The 19,098-nt window shown below is 57.0% G+C and carries 13 protein-coding genes; 7 read left to right on the top strand and 6 right to left on the bottom strand.

All coding sequences use genetic code 11. The annotated features are described in order from the left end of the window. Positions 1-131 precede the first annotated feature (131 nt). A complete protein-coding gene (locus AC0J4F_RS17770) occupies positions 132-875 on the bottom strand; it encodes an HD domain-containing phosphohydrolase (RefSeq protein WP_166672730.1) in 744 nt (247 codons plus the stop codon). Positions 876-1,172: 297 nt separating this feature from the next. Here AC0J4F_RS17770 and AC0J4F_RS17765 point away from each other — a divergent pair, with 297 nt between their 5' ends. Further along, the gene (locus tag AC0J4F_RS17765) at positions 1,173-1,835 is read left to right on the top strand and encodes a GNAT family N-acetyltransferase (protein ID WP_133947522.1); all 663 of its coding nucleotides are present in this window, start codon (positions 1,173-1,175) and stop codon (positions 1,833-1,835) included. Between the two features lie 87 nt (positions 1,836-1,922). Here AC0J4F_RS17765 and AC0J4F_RS17760 read toward each other — a convergent pair whose 3' ends face one another. Continuing rightward, complete coding sequence (locus AC0J4F_RS17760; protein ID WP_473024205.1) at positions 1,923-8,159, bottom strand: DUF4347 domain-containing protein; 6,237 nt, start codon at positions 8,157-8,159, stop codon at positions 1,923-1,925. 651 nt (positions 8,160-8,810) lie between these two features. On the opposite strand from AC0J4F_RS17760, the gene AC0J4F_RS17755 reads away from it, so the two are divergent. The 3 genes from AC0J4F_RS17755 (at position 8,811) to AC0J4F_RS17745 (ending at position 11,738) form a co-directional block, all read left to right on the top strand. Continuing rightward, positions 8,811-9,209 (top strand): MCP four helix bundle domain-containing protein, encoded by a 399-nt coding sequence (locus AC0J4F_RS17755; protein WP_473024204.1) that lies wholly within the window; start codon positions 8,811-8,813, stop codon positions 9,207-9,209. Continuing rightward, entirely contained in the window at positions 9,206-10,804 is a 1,599-nt protein-coding gene (locus AC0J4F_RS17750; protein ID WP_473024203.1) for a methyl-accepting chemotaxis protein, read from the top strand. Before AC0J4F_RS17755 ends, AC0J4F_RS17750 begins: the two co-directional genes overlap by 4 nt. Positions 10,805-11,105: 301 nt before the next feature. After that, positions 11,106-11,738 carry a tyrosine-type recombinase/integrase gene (locus AC0J4F_RS17745; RefSeq protein WP_133949989.1) on the top strand — a complete coding sequence of 211 codons (633 nt, stop codon included), beginning with the start codon at positions 11,106-11,108 and terminating at the stop codon, positions 11,736-11,738. Between the two features lie 282 nt (positions 11,739-12,020). On the opposite strand, the gene AC0J4F_RS17740 is transcribed toward AC0J4F_RS17745, so the two are convergent. Next, positions 12,021-13,946, bottom strand: a complete 1,926-nt coding sequence (locus tag AC0J4F_RS17740; protein ID WP_133949991.1) for a DUF3604 domain-containing protein — start codon at positions 13,944-13,946, stop codon at positions 12,021-12,023. Positions 13,947-14,518: 572 nt separating this feature from the next. Here AC0J4F_RS17740 and AC0J4F_RS17735 point away from each other — a divergent pair. The 3 genes from AC0J4F_RS17735 to AC0J4F_RS17725 are packed head-to-tail and all read left to right on the top strand — an operon-like array spanning position 14,519 to position 17,343. After that, entirely contained in the window at positions 14,519-15,457 is a 939-nt protein-coding gene (locus tag AC0J4F_RS17735) for a hypothetical protein (RefSeq protein ID WP_133949993.1), read from the top strand. A gap of 30 nt (positions 15,458-15,487) precedes the next feature. Beyond that, positions 15,488-16,333: a peptidylprolyl isomerase gene (locus tag AC0J4F_RS17730; RefSeq protein WP_473024202.1), complete on the top strand. Its 846-nt coding sequence runs from the start codon at positions 15,488-15,490 to the stop codon at positions 16,331-16,333. Next, a complete protein-coding gene (locus tag AC0J4F_RS17725) occupies positions 16,330-17,343 on the top strand; it encodes a HupE/UreJ family protein (protein ID WP_473024201.1) in 1,014 nt (337 codons plus the stop codon). The genes AC0J4F_RS17730 and AC0J4F_RS17725 overlap by 4 nt, the downstream gene beginning before the upstream one ends. 79 nt (positions 17,344-17,422) lie before the next feature. Here AC0J4F_RS17725 and AC0J4F_RS17720 read toward each other — a convergent pair whose 3' ends face one another. From AC0J4F_RS17720 to AC0J4F_RS17710, 3 genes are all read right to left on the bottom strand, one after another. Further along, the gene (locus tag AC0J4F_RS17720; protein ID WP_473024200.1) at positions 17,423-17,695 is read right to left on the bottom strand and encodes a hypothetical protein; all 273 of its coding nucleotides are present in this window, start codon (positions 17,693-17,695) and stop codon (positions 17,423-17,425) included. Positions 17,696-17,758: 63 nt separating this feature from the next. Then, positions 17,759-18,250, bottom strand: a complete 492-nt coding sequence (locus tag AC0J4F_RS17715) for a site-specific integrase (RefSeq protein WP_473024199.1) — start codon at positions 18,248-18,250, stop codon at positions 17,759-17,761. Then, complete coding sequence (locus AC0J4F_RS17710; protein ID WP_473024198.1) at positions 18,247-19,053, bottom strand: DUF6538 domain-containing protein; 807 nt, start codon at positions 19,051-19,053, stop codon at positions 18,247-18,249. Before AC0J4F_RS17710 ends, AC0J4F_RS17715 begins: the two co-directional genes overlap by 4 nt. Between the last annotated feature and the right edge of the window lie 45 nt (positions 19,054-19,098).

Below are 19,098 nucleotides of genomic sequence, written 5' to 3'. Positions count from 1 at the left end.
AGAGCGAAGTGTTGTGGTGTATCGTTCAACTTCAGGAGGAATCCGGCCGGAAAATTCCGCCTCAATAGGTAGAAATTTTAGCAGCGCTCGAACACAATGTGACCGAGGTTTCATCCGCGACCGCGCTCAGGTCAGGCTCTTTGAACCCGGCCAAATCCTTCCCGGGGCAGAATCAGGGACCGGAATGTGCGATAGAGATCCTGATCGATCTTCCTGTCCATCTTGTTCATCACGGCAAAGGCCTGCCGCGGGGACAGTGTTTCCTTGTAGGCACGTTCTTCGGTCAGGGCCGAATAGAGATCGCAGATCGTCACAAGGCGCACCTTCAAACTGATCCTGTCCGCGGACAAGCCGAAGGGATATCCGGAGCCATCCAGGAGCTCGTGGTGAAAGAAGACAATTTCCTTTGTCACGTTGTCCACTTCCGTTCGATGCTTGATGATCTGATAGCCGAATCCCGCGTGTTTGCGCACCAGGTCTCTTTCCGCCTCGTTCAAGACGTCCGGTTTGTCGAGCACGGCCAAGGGAATCCGCGATTTGCCAATGTCGTGAAGGAGACCGCCAGCGGTGACTTGAAGGCACTCGGATCGCGTCCAGCCGAGCTCGTTTGCAAACCAGCCCGCGAGCCCGGCCACTTCCAGAGAATGGCCAAAGGTGGGGCTGTGATGTGTCTTGACCGCCTTTAGCCAGGCGTGGACCCTATCGCTCTCCAAGACATTCAATAGGTCGCGCGCTGCTTCCTTGCTGCGGTCCACTGGCATGGGGCTGTCCGTGATGCTGGCAAGGTGCATGTCCTCCAGGACGGCACTGGTTTTTTCATAGGCTGCTGCCAAGGGGCGGGAAAGGCCGGCCAATACGTCCGATCGATCCGTCAAGCGCATATTCTTGCGCTTTTAGCTAGTCAATAGCCGCCTACGTTCAGTACCCCTTTGCTAATTGGCAGCTAAGATTCTTCAATGCAGCAACAGGTTTTTCAAAGTTTTATGTCTTAAGCTGGCGTTCATTCGTAACATAGGGAAATGATCGGTTGGGCGGAAAACGGACGTTCGCCGCACAGGCACCGAATGACTGACTTGCGGACGTCGATGTCATTGCGAAGTCCTGTCATTTTTGGCATCCGAAGGGGTCAGAAATCCGCAAGAAGCTGTGCTGCTGTGTCATTGGGTAAAGCAATGGATCGTGGGAAATGGAGTTTCCCTGAAAAAACGGCCCTCTCCGGGCGGTACATCGAGTTGCAGCCACTTTCAGCCCTGCACCTGGATGACCTCTGGATGTGTGCCAAGGATGCCCCGGACAGCTTTACCTATTTGCGCTATGGCCCCTTCGACGACCGCGAAGACCTGAAATCCCTGATCGCGGACTTGAGCTCTCGCGATACCCAGCCGTTCTGGGCTGTCATTGGACCGTCAGGCCGAGCCGAAGGCTGGCTTTCGATATGCGACGTTTATCAAGATTATGGTGCGTTCGAGATCGGTAGCATCTGGTTTTCACCCGCTCTGCAAGGATCGCGGGAGGCGCGGGAAGCCATCTTCCTTCTGATGTGCCTGGGTATGGATGGTTTACAGTATGAGCGGCTTGTGTGGCGATGCCAGGCGCAAAACGCCAGGTCGTTTCGTGCTGCACTCAACCTTGGCTTTACGCACGAAGGCACCTGGCGGCGTGCAATGATCATCAAAAACTGGCAACGGGACGTTGCCTGGTTTTCCATTGTACGGGACGAATGGCCGCTGTGCAGAGATGCCTTCGAAAAATGGCTGAACCCCGAAAACTTTGACGCGCAGGGGCGGCAGATCGTCCGCCTTCAAGGTTTTCGAAGCGGCGCAGACGATGGGTAATTTGGACGTCACCGACTTGGTCTGCGTTGAATCGGAAGATCCACCAACGTACGCCCGGCCAGTGACACCGGCCGGGTTGTGAGGGTCTTATGCGAGCCCTTCAGAGGTAAAATCCGCGGCAGTTGGTGCCGTAACGCCCTGCGGCAGGCCGATCAGCAGGAAATGCTCCAGGGCACTTACATCACTGCCAAGTCCTTGCTCGGAGCGGTAGGTGGCCGTGTCGAAAAACACGGACGCAGCCCGTCCCTCCTGGTCGCCGTAAAGCACGAAGTGATGGTAGGCGCTTTCAAAAGCCCCTGAAGTCACCGCATTGGCAACATCCTCGTTTTGCGTGAGATAATACTCACCATCAAACAGCGGATTGAGCGATCTGTTTTCTGCAGAGCCGTGGAGCTCATAGTGCTCGGAGGCCGAGGCAAAAACACCTGCCGTCACCGCAGCCGCAACATCCGGATTGTCGGCCAGATAGAACTGCGCATCGAACACAAGATCGACAGCACGCCCCTCAGCCTGACCGAACAGAGCGTAGTGCTCCGCCCCGCTGGCAAAAACACCGGCAGTGACCGCCGCCGCGACGTCCGGATGCGCATTAAGATAGGCTGCTTCATTGAAACCGTATTGCCCGGCTACGGGTGCCTCGTCTTGGAGCAGCACGGTCACCCGATCCTTGCCGGTCGTGTTTTCACCGGTAAAGACCACAAGTTCGACACCGATCAAAGTGTCGGTTCCACCGGCATCGACAGCGGTTGCTGCGCCGCGGCTTCCAGACACTGTGACGCCATCTTGTGTCACACCGTAAAGCGCAGCATCCCGGTTTGCACCGCCGTTCAGCGTGTCGTTGCCGGTGCCACCAAACAGAAGATCATCTCCGGCTTCGCCGAAGATCTGATCATTGCCGGTGGTGCTGCCGATGGTATCGTTGCCGCCGCCGCCATAAAGCTGGTCATCCCCTTCCCCCAACAGGATAAACTGGTTTTTGTCGTCGCCTACGACAAAGTTACTGCCAGCGCCGCCGGTGACCCTCGTCGGGCCCATGATCGACGCGAACTCGATGTTGTCAATTTGCAGGGTCGAGCCGCTTGGCAGATCCCGCAAATCAATCACGAAGGCTTCCGATTGGCTGGAGCCTCCGGATGCCGAAGTTCCGGTTATAACGATCGGCTCCGACAAACTTGTTTGGGTGGTCGTCGGGATGATTGTGCGCACATCCAGTGTGGTGGTTTGCGGAAGTTGATTGAGAAATGTCTGCGCGGCAATGATCTGTTCGTTTTCGGCCTCGGAATTGCGTTCATCCACTGCATTTACCAGAGAGATCAGCGCATCTGCTGTCGACTGCGCAGTACTCGGCCCGCTGGAGGTAATCGTCGTACTGGCCGGCAAGGTCGCGGTCACAACGTTGCCGTTGTTGTTGGTGTTTTGAACGATTGCGGCCGACCCACCACTGGTTCCGGTGCTGACCGTAGTCGTTGTCGTCGGAGTTCCACTGTCGTCAGTTCCGGTTTCGGTTTCAACGGTCACCGGCCCCGTCGATCCGCCGCCGCCGGATGGGGGGGCGGCAACGCTCAGAGTGACCGTTGCCGCTGAGGAGGTGCCGCCATCGCCATCGGTGAGGGTCACGGTGAAGCCATGGGACCCGGCGTCACTGCTGGTGTAGGTCAGGGCCTGAAGAAGCGTTTGAACCCGCGCCGGTGTCGCATCAGCCGAATTGAATGTGATCACAAGGTTGTTCGCCCCTTGCCCATCCGTTGTGACAGTCCCGATATTGGTCCCGCCAACAGCAACCGTTTGACCAGCACCGATCGTGCCGTCGCCGCCGGATGTGGCGTTGGCATCGTTAAGAGCAAAGTTGCCTTCCAGCGCGCCGGTTCGGGTGATGGTCAGAACCCCGGTGTTCAAATCTGCCGAATCAGCGTCCGTCACCGTGGCGTTGCCGCCGGCATCAAAGGCAATGGCTGTATTTGGTGCCCCGGAAGGTGTATCGCCATCGAGGTTGGCGAACACCGGCACGTCGTTGGCCGCGGTGATGGTGACTGTGATCGAATCGTCCGTATCCGATCCGGCCCCGCCTGATCCTTGCGTCCCGCCGTTGCCGTCATTGAACGTGTAGTTGATCTGGACATTCGCCGGCGGGGTGTCGTTGCTGTTCGAATATGTGATGTTCTGCAACACATTGTCGACCAGCAGCGATGTTGCACTTGCGTTGAACGTGAGCACCAGAGTGCCACTCGAATTGGTCGTCACCGTGCCAACAGTCGTGCCGTCGTAAGTCAGATTGCCGCCTTCGGTGAGTGCCCCCAGCAATCCGTTGTTTGCAAAGACGTCTTCCGCATTGGCGCCACCATTGCGCGCCAGTGTCAACGTTGCCCCATTGTAGTTGCCGTTGCCGCTGTTCAGAGCATCGAGTTCGGCATCGGCAACGGTGGCATTGGCATCCAGCACCACGGCAGCGCCGTCCTCGGTGAAAGCGGCCGCGTTGTCCACGCCTGCGAATACAGGGGCATCGTTGACGTTTGCCACCGAGACCGTGCTGGTAACGCTTGATGAGGTCAGGCCGTCATTGTCGGTCACCGTCACCGTGATGGTTCGGGCAGTGAGATCAGGGGCATCCGAGACGTTGTCGTAAAAAACGTTTTGCAAAAACGTCTGAACTTCCGCCAGGCTCGCTGTGGCGCCGGTGATCGAGATTGTGTCCTGGCGGGTGATGTCCGCAGCGCCCGCAATGCCCGTGAGCGCGTTCTGGGCCGCGGCGCTGACGGTCAAACCTTCATCGGCCCCGTTCTGGTCGTTGGTCAGGGTGATGGTGATCGCTGAAATCGTTGCGCCCGCATCGGAATCGGTCAGCGCGACATCTGTATCGGCGATCGCGATCGGGGTGCTCTCCGTGAAGGCTGCTGCGTAGCCGCCGGAGCCGGTTCCCGCGCTGTCATTGCCGTCCAGATCCAGAACCGGCGTATTGCCGATTGCAACACCGACCTGCTGTGTAACGGACTGTGCGCCGCCTGAGCCTTGCGATCCGCTGTTGCCATCATTGAAAGTGACGTCAATTGTCACCGTCCCGCTCGCAGCACCGTTTGTGTTTGTATAGCCTATGGATTGGAAGAACGTGTCAACCAAAGCCGAGGTTGCACTGCTGTTGAGCGTAATCGTGACGGTCCCGCCTACAGCGCTTCCAGCGGTCACCTGCCCGATATTGGTAACGCCGACCGTGACGGTCGACCCGTTGTCGAGCGCAACCGTCCCGCCCGAAATTCCAAAACGGTCCGTGGCATCTGCGCCGCCATTGCGAACCAGGGTGATGGTGGCCCCGTTGTAGTTCCCGTTGCCCCCGTTGAGCGCATCCAGTTCGGCATCCTGAAGGTTGGCGGCAACGCCTGAGTCAAAAGCCGTGAAGGTCGTCGCACCCGCCGTATAGGCGACGTTTCCCGCATCCGGGCCAAAATTGCTCAGTGTTGGCTGATCGTTCACAGCAGCAACGGTCACTGTCGAACTCAGGTTCGGAGCTGAGCTTTCCGCGCCGCCATTTGCGGTTCCACCGCTGTCGGTGATGCCGGTTATGGTCACCACCCGGTTGCCCGTTGACGTCGGGGTGTCCGACGTGTTGCGGTAGGTCAGGCCGTCCACCAGCGTCTGCAGTTGCGCGTTGGAAAGCGTTGCACCCGTAAAGGAGACGGTTGCCGTCGTTAAGGTGACAGACACGTTGACGGTCAAACCATTGGTCGCGGTGGTAACCGAATTGCCGTTGGTCAACGCCACGTCCGAGCCATCGAATGACAGGATTTCCAAAGCGCCATCAGACACATTGGTCACGGTTAGGGTCAACGCGGTGAAGGTCTGCCCCGTTTCGATCGTATCGGCGCTGACGGTGTTGTAGAGGTCCTGGGCTCCACCGCCTTCGGTGAAGGTTGGATTGCCACCGGTGGCCGTCAGGTTCGGGGCATCATTGACATCCGTCAGAGTGACGGTGACCGAGCCCGTGCCATTGGCGGCGCCATCGGAGAACGTCCAGTCAAGCTGAGGATTGGACGTCTGGTCATTGCCGGTATTTTGATAGGTGATGGCTTGCATCACCTCATTGACCAGTGCGGTCGTCGGCGCGGTACCATTATCGGCAAAGGACAGCTGGATCTGGCCATTGCCGGTATTGGCTATGGTGGCAATCACATTGCCGCCTGCCGTGATCGTTCCCCCACCATTCGGGCCGCCGGCGACGGTCAGATTTCCACCGGTCGGAACCGAAAAGACATCGACGGCATTCGCGCCGCCATTGCGGGCAATGGTCAGGCTGGCACCCGAATAGTCGCCGTTGCCGCCATTCAGCGCGTCCAGTTCGACATCTGCAACCGTGACATTGGCGTCCAGCACCACGGCTGACCCGCCCTCGGTGAACGCGGGCGTGCCGTCGAGGCCCGTGAAGGCCGGTGCGTCATTGACCGCGTTGACCGTGATCGAAGCCGTGTCCGAGGCGGTTGAAAACGGCGTTGCATTGCCGGTCGTGGATGCATCGGCGGTCCCGCCTGCAGTCCCGGAGGATTTGTCCCAGGCATGGAATGTGATGGTGGCAGTGCCATTGTAGCCCGCATCCGGAACGAACCGGACGAGTTGTGTGCTGGCCCCACTCAAGCTGCCATCAAGGAGCCGCGCCGTCGATGTAATGTCGACAGACGATCCGGTTGTCCCGGAAAAAGCATTCCAGGAAGTGCCGTTGTCGGTCGAGTATTGCCAGACGCCGTTGGTGTTGTCGACGGTGGTGATGGCAATGGCCTCCACCGCGCCGCCGTCCGCATCCGTAATCGACCCGTCGACCACGAGCGTAGCCACGGAAGTACCGCCATTGTTGGCATTGTTCGCGCCATCGTCATCGCCGTCCGCGCCGGACCCATCATCGTCGCCCGCATCTTCGTCGATGGCCGTCAGAACAGGCGACTGCGCGGCGTCCAGGACCGGCGCGTCGTTCACCGCCGAAATCGTGATGTTGACCGTATCCGCCGTGCCGTTCACGGTGCCATCATTCGGCGTGACCGTCAGAACAGCTGTGGTCGTATCGTTGGAGGCTGTGGTGTAGGTAATCTTGGATGTATCGTTGAGATACGTATTGAGATTGGCAGCCGTGCCCTGAAGGGTCATAGATCCGGTGCCGGAATTGGCTACCGTGACGCCGGCTGTGGTCCCGTTGCCATCTATCGAGGCAACTGTGCCCCGGTCGACAGCCAGCGTCAGCGTGATTGTATCGCCATCTGCATCGGACACATTGTAGGCCGACAGGTCGATCGCAGTAGCCACATCTTCCGTCGCTGTGTCATCGGCAGGTGTCCCTCCGAGTTCGGGGGCGGAATTTGCGACGGGAATTGTAAAGTTTATAGAATCGAAACTTGGTTGAAATCCTGCAGTGCCAGTTGCCGTGGCTGTAAAGGATGTGACATTTGTCCAATCAGTTGGATCAACAGTTAGTGCGTTATTTCCGTTAAAATCGCCAGCTACATAAGTAAGTGTTGTCCCGCTTCCCCCTGTAACAGTAAACACCCAGGAAGAGGTTCCCGATGTGCTATTGTCGCCTTCGAAATAGTAAAAGTCCTCTATGTTGATTGCAGAGTTAAATGAAAACGTAACCGTGTAGTTTATGTTGCTGCTGCCAGCAGCAATAATATCAGCTATCGATCCTTGGAGCCCGCCGCCATCCGCAATGATCCAGTTTGATCCCTGATCAAGTGTAACGGTCATTGTGACGCCGGATTCGGTTTCAGTTCCGGTTGCTGTCCCATTCCCTGTTGCGCCGGTGAAATCAAACGTGGGCAACACACCTGCAAAAGCGTTACGTTTTTGATCCGAAAAGCCGATTTCAGTAGTAGTTTTGCCGCATGAGAAACCGAATTCCCAATCCCCGCCGAGATTTGCCGCACCGGTCAGCGTTTGTGACGCTGCGATGTTGGCGCCTGTTGCTTCCGCGAGGTCCGCAACAAACGCTTCGCCTTTTTCCGTTTTGGCTATCTCACAGCCATAAAGAAGCATGTCTGCGGATTCGTGTAGGGCCCGGTTGAGCACCATCAATGCGTCTGAGTGTTTGTGCAGCGTCTCACGCGACAACACATCAGTTCCCAACACCAGGACGCCATCCCGGCCATGAGAGACAATGTGCACTTCTCTGACACCAGTTCGACCGACAAACCCATCGGCAAGCTGCCCGAGACCGCCGCGCATTCCATCGATCAGGAGCACATCTGCCGGACGCTCGATTCCGGCGAGCAGGTCCTGGTATCCATCAACTGCAGTGTCAAAAACATACACAACGTTATTGTGGCGAACCGGGAGAGAAGGGACTTTCGGCATAAAGTGATATTCCTGATAGCTGCAGACAAGGTTGTTTCACTGAGTCGCAATCATCCCGCAGCCAAGTGTTAAAAATCCTTAACGTTTTCAGAGCTCGCAAAAAAATCTGGCCAAAACCAACAGCTTTGTGACTGAAGCCCTCAATTGCAATCTCCCATTTTGGTGCCGGCATTTTGCCCTAGGCTTTCATCGTTACTTTTCAAACCGGTTTGATCCGAAATGTCCTCTCGGACTTCTTGGCGGGGCGGTTTTCGGGCCTTCGCTGCAGAGGGAACGAATGACCAGAAATTACGGCTCAGCGATTTGGCCGTTAACTGGCTTGAATGCGATTTGCACCATCGGCAGCACATCGGCATTGTCATTCCATCTTTCTGGCTCGTATGGAGCGCTACCGGATCGACACCGCCCCCACTAAATTTCGCAAATCTGCCGTTATTCTATACATTAGACGGCTAAATACTTTACTTCTGTCTCAGTGTTATTTGAAGTCATTCGCATTGCACTCTTCCTATCTTTACATCGATAATTGCAATCAAAGGTAAGCAGTTCAGCATTTTGAATTTTGATAAAATTACGTAAAAATTACTTTAAGTAGTTTTAAAGCTTGAGGACTTACTAATCCCCCGGAAAGGGATGAGGGGTTCTTAGCTTATGACTGTACAGCAACGAATCGTGTTTGGTTTTGGTCTTCTCGCGCTCTTTGTCGCCTCGTTGGGCGCGTGGGCATATATCAGCCTAGCCGTTGTCGTCGAGGATATAGCAGCTTTGGAGGATATGAGCGGCGACGCGCTGCTAGCGTCCGAATTGAATGCTGACATGGCGAAGGTCCTGTTAAACACGAACAACTACATCAGGACGCGTTCCGATGAGGCGCTTCAGTCAGCGGGCGAGTTCATCCGCCAGATGGGTGAGGGCATCAAGGTAGCCGAGGATGAGATCCGCAATCCGGCACGGGTCGAACTTTTACGCAAGATCAAGACCGGTATGGCGACTTTACCGTCGGTCTCGAAAAGGTGGTTACGCTTTACAAAGAGCGCGACGCTCTCGTGACCGAAAAGCTCGATGCAATCGGACCCAAGGCGCGCAAGAACCTGTCTTCGATCAACGAGACAGCGACCCGTGACGGCGATTACGAGACCGCCAACCTAGCGGCGCGCACCGCTCAGGACTTTCTGCTAGTCCGCCTCTATGTCCTGAAGTATCTGGCCTCCAATAAAGACGCCGATTTCGACCGCGCCAAGGAAGAAATGGCCCATGTGGAGCGGGAACTTGGACAGCTGGATGCCAACATAGGGAATTCTGAACGCAAGGCGCTTCTAAAAGACACGATGCCGATGATTGCCGAATATGGTTCTGCCGCGCAACGGGTTCACGACATCATTTCGGAGCGCAACGTGATCCGGCAGGATATTCTCGACAAGACCGGCTATGACGTCAACGGCTGGGCGGCCGAGATGAAGGATAGCGCGGTCGCTGACAACCGGGCTCTCGGGCAGAGGACGATTCAAGAAGCGGGCATGGCGGAGTGGCAGATCGCCGGAGCGTCCGCTTTCGCCTTCGTGTTGGCGGTTGGCCTGGCCATCTTCATCTCCTTCGGGATTACCCGTCCGCTGGCCCGTCTCGTCGGCGATGCCCGTCGGCTAGCCGAGGGCGACACGTCGGTCGAGTTCGCCGAAGCGCAGCGGTCGGACGAAATCGGCGCCGTTGCCAAATCCGTCGCGGGCTTCCGCGATGCGGTGGTCGAGCGCCAGGACCTGGCCGCGCGCCAGGAAGCGGAACAGGCGGAGCGCGAGCAACGCAACGCGCGCATTGCCGGGCTTCTGACAGATTTCGGCGACCAGATCAGCGCAATGCTGGACACGGTCAAGACCGCTACGGTCTCCATGCAATCGACCGCCACCCAGATGACCCAGACAGCCCAGGACACCAGCGGCCAGGCCAGCGACGTGGCCGCGGCCGCTGAGGAAGCGACGACAAACGTCCAGACGGTCGCCAGCGCGACAGAGGAACTGGCAGCCTCGCTCCAGGAGGTCAGCCAGCAGGTCGCCCACTCGTCGGGTATTGCCGACAAGGCTTCGTCCGAAGCGAAGAAGACCAATTCCCAGATCGGCGGACTGGCGACCGTGGCCGAGGATATCGGCGAGGTGATCAACCTGATCCAGAACATCGCCGAACAGACGAACCTTCTTGCGCTGAACGCCACGATCGAGGCGGCGCGTGCCGGAGAGGCTGGCAAGGGCTTCGCGGTCGTTGCCGCGGAGGTCAAGGAACTGGCTAGCCAGACTGGCAAGGCCACGGAGGAGATCTCGCAAAAGATTTCCGCGATCCAGTCCGAAACCCGCGACGCGGTCGGCGGCATCCAGGCGATCGGCGAAATCATCGAGGAAATGAATACCGTGGCCTCGACGATTGCCGCGGCGGTGGATCAGCAGACCTCCGCCACCGGCGAGATCGCCTCTAACGTGGATCAGGCGTCCCGGGGCACGACTATTGTGAGCGAACAGATCACCAAGGTGTCGGGAGCGGCCAAGGAGACCGATACCGCCGCGCACAGCGTGCTTCAGGCCTCGGCGCAACTTGCGCGGCAGGCGGAAGATATGCGCGGAACAATCGAGACCTTCCTATCGGAAGTCAGGGCAGCGTAGTCTTCAAGACAATATTGATGGGATACCGAAAGGGGCGCAGGATTGCGTCCCTTTTCGATATACAAGGCATCAGCTGAGCCGACCTTAGATCCCTTCTGTTTTTTCGTGACGGTAACAATTTTATTTCACGTTCAACTGAGCAGCGAACCATAAGGCATTCGGTGTAAAGCAGACGTTCGCTGCACCCGGCACTAATGGCGGCAATGGGCCGAAATTTTCAATTCTGGCGGCGCTTTTTGTATGCTCGGTCGTTCAAATGTCTTGAACGTTGAGGCGGGATGGAGCGGTCAAGGAGACAGCTATGTCCTGCTCAAATCTACCCATGATCATTCCGGCTCGGAAGACATGGAACAAAGGTCGGCTGCTAGGTCAGAAGCGCCCGCTTCTGCCAAAACACGTTTGGGCCATTCGGGTACGTTTGGAGTTGGCGGGGGCCGTCCGCGATTTGGCGCTCTTTAATCTCGCCATCGACAGCAAGCTGAGAGGATGCGACCTGGTCAGTCTCCGGGTTGTGGATGTCTTCGCTGCAGGCGCAGTCAAAGAACGGGTGTCGATTGTTCAACGCAAAACGAAAACACCTGTCCGGTTTGAAATCTGCGATGGGACCCGAAAATCCCTCCTGCAGTGGATCTCTCACCCAATGATGATCGAGCATGAGTATCTATGGCCCGGCCGGTTTCATGACCGCCCCCATATCTCGACCCGGCAATATGCGCGTCTGCTCAAAGACTGGGTGAAGTCGATCGGATTGGAACCCAGTGCCTATGGAACCCATTCGATGCGTCGAACCAAGGTTGCTCAGATATACAAGAAGACCGGCAACTTGCGGGCCGTCCAATTGCTTCTTGGCCACACGAAGATGGATAGCACCGTACGTTACCTTGGCGTTGACCTTGAGGATGCGCTTTCGATCTCGGAGGGCGTTGAGATCTGATCAGAAGGGCCGGTTAAAACCGGCCCAAACACAAAGTGTATCAAAACAAACAAGATCGTTTAGAGGTAAAAACGGCCCGAAGCCGACATTTAATCGATTGGAGAGGAGTGGGCACTCCGACTGGCCCCAACTTCAGAGTGTTCTGGAAGCAGACGTTAAACTCCAAAGCAGTAAAATCTGGAAAACGTCAGCAATCCGTAATTCGAGCGTCTGTCTAAAGCCCTGCTTACGACCCTAGCGGCAGCCAGTTAATCCAATGCGGGCCCACTGAAACGCGCGCTGTTATCCTTCAGGCGTGTACCAGATGGGGGACGAGTAGGCCCGTTCCTGGTGCGTCAGCCTCGCATCCTGTGGCAAGTCAATGCCGAAGCGGACCTTGTCATAGACCACCCACCGCGGGGTCGGAATTTCAAGAACACGAACGTAATAGAACGCGCGCTCCGCGGGATCGAAATCCGGGTCGGTCCAGACCGTCGCGAGTTCCGAAGCCCCGATGGTGTTTGTCCAGCTCGCTGTCTCAAGATCTACTGTCGTCCCAACGGCAGGAACATTCCCGTCTGCATCGGCATCCCGCTCGCCCGACCAGGCCACGTCGTAGACGTTTTCCTGAAGTAGTCCGTCACTGTCCAGCCATCCTTTGACAACCTGAAGCCGGTCCAGATTGGCACCGACAGGATCGCGCAACGCATAGATCATGAAACTCGGCGCGCCATCCCCCGTTCGAAGGCGCAAATCGCCGCCCATCGGAACACCCTTGGCGTATCCAGCCTCGGCTGGCATGCGCGTGCGCAAGTCATCGTCGGTATATTCCCACCCGCCAAAGAACCGCAGACCGATGCGCGGTCCCGTCGTGGCATAGGTTTCGCGCCGTTTGAATGCATCGAAAATCGCCGCCCGGGTGTTTTCTGTCGCCCAGACTGCTGTGTATCCCGATGCCACCATGAGATGGCCCGGGATCTCCCCCAGATCACTTTTGACGAAGGGGTGCTGTATGCGGGTTGGCGACGGTTCCACGCTGACCGATTTGCTGAAGAAATTCTCTTCTTCGGCCGTTGCCAGGGCCGTGTGACTGTCCGTGGCACCGCCCATGCCGAACTTGTAGGGGTTTACGCCGAATTTCTCTTCCAGCATCAAACCGCGTTTCAGCGCCTCGCGGGCATATTCACCGGCCAGCATGTCTTCGGTTTTCAACTCGGTCAGATCGAGATTGCCAACATCCCAGTTTTCATAATCGGCGAAAGTGTCCTCCGGGCTCAGCGCCGGATGCGCTTCGCCATCGCCCTTGATCTGCGTGACTTCGTAGTGGGGTTCCCACTTCGCGCGCCGCTCAACATAATCCTGATCAACTGTTCCGCCGTGGTAGGTATCTGCGGTCGGGAACATCCAGCCATTTGAAAGGTTGCCATTGTGGGCAAAGGCGACGGCGCGTCCGCCGGTTTTTGCCTGATACATCTCCAGCCATTCGTAAAGGCTTTCAGGATTTGTATCGCCATAGGGAGGTTGAGTGACCGGAGGCACGACCTGTTTGGCCCGCACCGGTCCATCGCGCAGCATCACGTTGCGGTGCAGGTTGAAACCCTTGGGAACAGATGTCCATTCAAAGCCGATAAAGGCCGTGAAGGTGCCCGGATCGTTATGCCGCTCCGCCGCATCGACAATGTGTTCCCAGGTGAAGGAAAAGGCATCCGCGCCCGGACTGTAGGATTCCAGCAAAAGTTCCGGAAGCGTCATCTGCGAGAAGTTGGTAATCAGGTCAAAGGCGGCCTTTCCAGCCGCCGCTCCGCCCTGCGAATAGCCTTCATACCATTCGCGACCTTTCGGATCGGCGAGCACTCCAGGTTTGCCGGCCTGTAGGTCCGGTGCAAAGCCCATCAGATCCGTGTGGTCGGTCAGAACCATCCAGTCGAGCGGACGCGCCAGCCGAACCGGCTGACCTGTCGATGAAATCACCTGTTCGCCCTTGGCAAACCGCCAGGCCGTATCGGGCAGCAAAGTGTTGCCAAATGCGCCTGCATCCAGTGAAAGACCAGTGTGGAGATGCGTGTCGCCCCAAAGAGGCCGTTCCGGGATTGTGCGGTTGGCGTAAGGCGAAAAAGGCGGCGCCTTGAACGTGCCTTCCGCAGCTTCTTCGCTCGGTACCCCGTCTGTTGCCCAAGCGGACCCAGCAAGAAAAGCCAAGGAAACGGTCGCAAACAGTGTGGCCTTCATATCGGTCTCCTACCGGAAGCTTACTTCTGAAATAAAACCGTATCACAGACTGGGTGTTGGTCCAGGGTTTTTGGACCACGGCACCGGGTACGACGTCGGGCCCCCAATGACTTCTGGTTTTGAGGAGCGTGTTCAAGTCTTGTTTGGTAACACGGATGCCTATGGTTTTTTGCCTTCCATGCCGCACCATGGAGTGTGTGTGGGTCTTTATGCGATACGGCGATGTTTCAGTGCTCAAACCAATCCGAACACGTAATAGTTGACGGATGCTGTGCGTGTCTTTTCTGCATAGCAACGGTCCAAGAGGTGACCGGTCGCGTAGTGCAGAAAATCCTTTACCGGGTTTGCTTGGACGATCCACGGTTGGCGTAGTAGGATTTCAATCCGGTTTGATCTTGGCATTCAATATGAACACCAGAGGCACATTTAGAGTGACGGTGGGTGAGAGACACAAGGCGTGTGCGAAGTCGCTCAGAGCAGGGTTGCTTGCGGTCTTGGCTTTCCTGGCTACGGCACTTTCTAACCCTGTGGTCGCATGTTCCTTCCATACCTATAAGCCTGTCAGAACCCTGGTGGACAAAATACTGGAGAGCGAGACGCTGGTTCTTGCCCGCCAGAGCCAGAACAATGCGCACCGTTTCAAAATCGCAAATGTGCTCCAGGGAACGGCGCATTCAGAGCCAATCCCTTTTCTGGTTGATACGGCCACGCGGCGGCGGCTCGCGACCAACGCGGATCATGGTGTCTTGCTCTCACTCGATGGGCAGGGGAACTGGCGGTATTTGTCTTATGTCGATCAGAATTGGCAGGATCTCGTCAAAATAGTAATGCGTCAGGCTCCGATGTGGCGCGACCAGATACATCACCCGGATCGGTTCGCGGCCCTGTCTCTCTATTTGAACCACAAAGATCCAAGGCTTCACTATCTGGCGCTGCAGGAGATCGACCGTGTACCCTACGAGACACTCAGAACACTCCGCGTTCCGGTTTCCGCCGAAACACTGCTGGAGGCTCTTGGGTCCTGGAGAGACGCGCAATATGAGCCTATCAACATGTTGCTCCTAGGTTTGACCGACGCTCCGGAGGCTGGCCCTTTTCTGCGTCAACAGGTTGGTCGACTGCACCAGTCTTCAACACCGGGCAGTCTGGGCGCTGCTGCAACGGCCTTGATTGAAGTTGACGGTGAAGACGGTATCAAACACCTCAGCAGGCTCTTATTGTCGGATAAAGACCAACCGATGGCCAAGGTGGCGGCGGTTGTGGAAGCGATGGCGATCCACAGCAATTTGGGATCCGATCACCTTCAGCGGACTATTGAAGAGACATTGATCGGATTTGTCCGAAACCGCCCTGCGGGCGCGGCCACGGTTGCACGCCAGTTCTCACTCCAACGCAATTGGAGCATCGGTCCGCACCTGGAAGCCATGATGGACGACGCCTTGCACATGACACCTGCCGCTCGATTGCAAGTCGCCATCTACGTTGCCCAGTCAAAAGCCGGTTCCAGATAAACTTCAGACCAACCACATATCCGCGCAGTCATGATTTTGAAAAGTTTTGCCAAGCAGCCCCTCGTTCATTTTATCCTGATCGGAGGGTGCGTATTCGGGCTTTATTCGCTCGTATCGGACAAACGTCCGGACGTTCCGGCTGCAACAATCGTGGTTGACGACACCGATCTGGACCGCTTGTCTTTGGGCTTCAAGACAGTCTGGCAGCGCGCGCCGACCGAGACCGAGTTGAAGCAACTGATCGATGCGCACATCAGGGAGGAGGTTCTCGTCCGCGAGGCCCTGGCACTGTCTCTCGATCGCGATGACACGGTTATCCGCCGGAGGCTGCGGCAGAAGATCGACTTTTTGACCAGGTCAGCGGCCGCCGGTCTCGAGCCGTCTGACCAGCAACTCATGGGCTATCTGGACGCCAACGCCGAGCGGTACAGGACGGAACCGTCCTTGGGTTTCCAACAGGTCTATCTTGGCGAAACAGCGGGCCATGACGCGATCAAAGAGGCGCGAGACGCGCTGAACAATGGCGCTGCTCCTCATTCTGAGGGAAAGGCCATCATGCTTCCTATGCAATTGCCACTCACACAGCGGGCCGCCGTGGACCGGATGTTTGGGGACGGCTTTTTTGACCGGATCGAAATGCAGGATCCTGGTGCCTGGAGCGGGCCGGTTCAATCGGCGTATGGAATTCATCTGGTCAAGGTTTTCGAACACGAACCAGCTGCAACGCCCGCCTACGAAGCGGTCCGCGAACGCCTGATACAGGACTGGAAAGAAGAGCAAGCGGATGCCTTCGTCGAAGCGCACTATCAACGCTTGCTGGCGCAATACTCAATTGCCTATCCAGATGACATCAGGGCGGGAGCCGCACCGAAATGAGGGCCGTGCTGTATTGTCTCTTTCTGTTGCTGGTTGGAGCGCTGGAAAGCGGGCCGGCGCAAGGGCATGCTCTTCAACCCGGTTATCTCGAACTCCAACACCAGGGCGGTGACAGCTGGCGTGCGCTGTGGCGGAAACCGGATGTCGGCGGACGCCCAATGGAGATCAGCGTTACGCTTCCAGACACCTGCGAACACAACACGGCACCGGACGCAGTGTTCGATGGCGCGGCATGGGTCGCGCAGTGGGTGACTTTGTGCCCTGGCGGGCTTGCCGGCGGCAAAGTGGCCATACCGGGCCTTGAAGCGACCCAGACAGATGTGCTTGTCCGTTATGAGATTTCATCGGGCAAAAGCGCGGCGCATCGCCTGACGGCCGATGCACCAGCCTTCTCCATTCCTGCCGATCCTGGTGCCCTCGACATACTGGTCAGCTATTTCAACCTCGGCGTGGATCACATACTGGAGGGGATCGACCACCTTCTGTTCGTCTTTGCACTTCTACTCCTCATTGAGGGCAAGTGGAAGCTGCTCGGGGCGGTGACCGCCTTCACGATCGCACACAGCATGACAATGGCGATATCCACGTTTGGCGTTGTCGCTCTGCCCGGGCCTCCGGTGGAGGCGGTCATCGCCCTGTCGATCATGTTTCTGGCATCAGAGCTTTTGCAGCGGAACAGCAGCGAGAACCGTCTCACCGAACGGTTTCCCTGGCTCGTGTCGTTTACCTTCGGATTGCTGCACGGCTTTGGCTTTGCCGGCGCGCTTGCGGAAATCGGACTGCCGGAAGGTGATGTCCCATTGGCGCTCTTGTCCTTCAACTTCGGTGTAGAAGCGGGGCAAATTCTGTTTATCGCGGTTGTCCTGGTGACCGCGGCATTCTTGAAACTGTTTGCGCCGGCCTTGGTCAAGGCGATCCGCACGCCGGGACATATCGGCTCTGTCGGCGCCGCTTACCTCATCGGCAGCATTTCCGCAGTCTGGTTCATCGACCGGATTGCAGCCTTCTAAGAGTTTTTTGGCTCTTCAGATCCTTTGACGTTGTCCTACTGTGGACCCATCTTTGTCACTGTTCCGGTCAACATCTTCTCTATGCCAAAGGAGGAAATCGCATGTTGCCTACCAGTGTCCGCTTGTCTGTTCGCTTGCTGTAAGTCTGTCGTCTCGCGGCCTGTGCACTGCCGACATTCGTTGCCAGTGCAACGAAAGTCCGCTTTCCGCCCATTCCGGCCCCAAGCCGATCTTGGTGCGGAGCGCGGAAAAGGTCCGGGTCCTCCAGGCCTTTATTCGCCGCAGACATCAGATAGGACGGCAAGCGGATCCGCGCCTTGTAGCCCTGAACCCGGCTGGCGGTCTTGAACACCAATGGCCCTTCCGCCCGGTAGGGACTGGCCGTCGACCGGTCGCAGGTGATAGCGAGCCGCTGTTAAACGCTAACAAAGAAAGCCAGTTTTTCGACCACCTTCTTCTTATGTTCCAATGTCGGGCCGGTGCCATAAACGGGCCGGTCGAATTTGTGGCCCATAAGCTCGGTTTGCATCCGGTCGGGAACGTCCAGGGCCGTCAAGCCGTCCTGGAACGTGTGCCGCAAACTGTAGAAGCTATGGTTCGGGGTTTCGCGCAAATTGTGATCGGACAGGTACTTGTTGACCACCGCCGAGAGGGAAGATGTTTTGTCCATGTAGCGGCGTTTTTTAAGCCCAACCAAAAGCCGCGCGCCGTCCAGGGCGGACCCGCACAGCGGCACAATCCGTTTTGAATATTTGGTTTTGATCTTCACCTTGTCGGCGGGCTCAATGATCAAATGTGGAATGTCCGCGTCCAGGCGGAATTTCTCATTCGGTGCGCGGGCCGGTTCCGATGGCCGCGCGCCGGTGCTCGCAACGATCATGAGAAGCGCCCGCGCTTCATCGTTCATGGACGCGATGCCCGGTAAGATCCTGTTTCGATCCAGTCCCGCGAAAAGGGGTATTTTTCGCCTTCAATCCCTTCGGAAAAGTAGGTGTCCTGGAAGGGCTTGATATGATCGATGCGATGAAACTTGCACACGACCCGGTGCATTTTGTTGAGATGCGAAAGATCCTTGTTGGCCGATCCTGGTTTTAGATTTCCAACTTCGATCCGCTCTAACCACCAGTCGCGGAAATCCAGGGTTTGATATTGCGTAATGTCATCAATGTCGCAATCACTGACAACCTTGATCCAGTTGGCGACAGCGCGTTTCCTAGGGTTTCGCCAAACCCGCAATTGATCGGCGTTTTTCCCTGTTGTTTCGTCTTTGGCGATCTTCTCATATTCCGCCAAGAGGGTGCTCATTTTGATCCGGGGTTTGTCTTCGGTGCCAAAGATCGCTTTGAAATGCGCAGGGTTTTCCGGGTCTTGATCGGCCAGCAAACTCGCGCGTTGCACAAATTCTCGCGGTGGCAATTGGATCACTTCGGAAAAGGGCCGGTATTCAATGCCAAACACCGACGCTAGATCGATGGCCGCGCGGTACCGGTCGTTGCTGTGTGCGCTGCCGCTTTTGACAAGGCTTGCCCAATAGGCCGTAACGCGGCGGTTGACTTCACCGGCCCGAACCACGGCTTCAGCATAATCTCGGGTTTTGAGGGCCTGGCGCACCCAGCGGCGGCGGTCCACGGACTTATAAGCGGCCGGTACGGCACGTTGGGAGTGATACCAGTCACCCCGTTTTACGACATATCGCTTGTACCCGGTCATGACTGCGCCGATCAGATATGCGCGGCGCGCTTACCCCAAATTTAC

It is taken from the genome of Roseibium sp. R5 (genome assembly GCF_055755305.1).
Note: the sequence above shows the minus strand (reverse complement) of the source record. Positions and strands in the feature narration are given on the sequence as shown.

What these genes read in the sequence shown, in the direction of transcription:
- AC0J4F_RS17760 (WP_473024205.1), bottom strand. Translation starts at nt 8,159, where the DNA reads ATGCCGAAAGTCCCTTCTCTCCCGGTTCGCCACAATAACGTTGTGTAT.
- AC0J4F_RS17730 (WP_473024202.1), top strand. Translation starts at nt 15,488, where the DNA reads ATGATTTTGAAAAGTTTTGCCAAGCAGCCCCTCGTTCATTTTATCCTG.
- AC0J4F_RS17765 (WP_133947522.1), top strand. Translation starts at nt 1,173, where the DNA reads ATGGATCGTGGGAAATGGAGTTTCCCTGAAAAAACGGCCCTCTCCGGG.
- AC0J4F_RS17755 (WP_473024204.1), top strand. Translation starts at nt 8,811, where the DNA reads ATGACTGTACAGCAACGAATCGTGTTTGGTTTTGGTCTTCTCGCGCTC.
- AC0J4F_RS17740 (WP_133949991.1), bottom strand. Translation starts at nt 13,946, where the DNA reads ATGAAGGCCACACTGTTTGCGACCGTTTCCTTGGCTTTTCTTGCTGGG.
- AC0J4F_RS17710 (WP_473024198.1), bottom strand. Translation starts at nt 19,053, where the DNA reads ATGACCGGGTACAAGCGATATGTCGTAAAACGGGGTGACTGGTATCAC.
- AC0J4F_RS17745 (WP_133949989.1), top strand. Translation starts at nt 11,106, where the DNA reads ATGTCCTGCTCAAATCTACCCATGATCATTCCGGCTCGGAAGACATGG.
- AC0J4F_RS17715 (WP_473024199.1), bottom strand. Translation starts at nt 18,250, where the DNA reads ATGAACGATGAAGCGCGGGCGCTTCTCATGATCGTTGCGAGCACCGGC.
- AC0J4F_RS17725 (WP_473024201.1), top strand. Translation starts at nt 16,330, where the DNA reads ATGAGGGCCGTGCTGTATTGTCTCTTTCTGTTGCTGGTTGGAGCGCTG.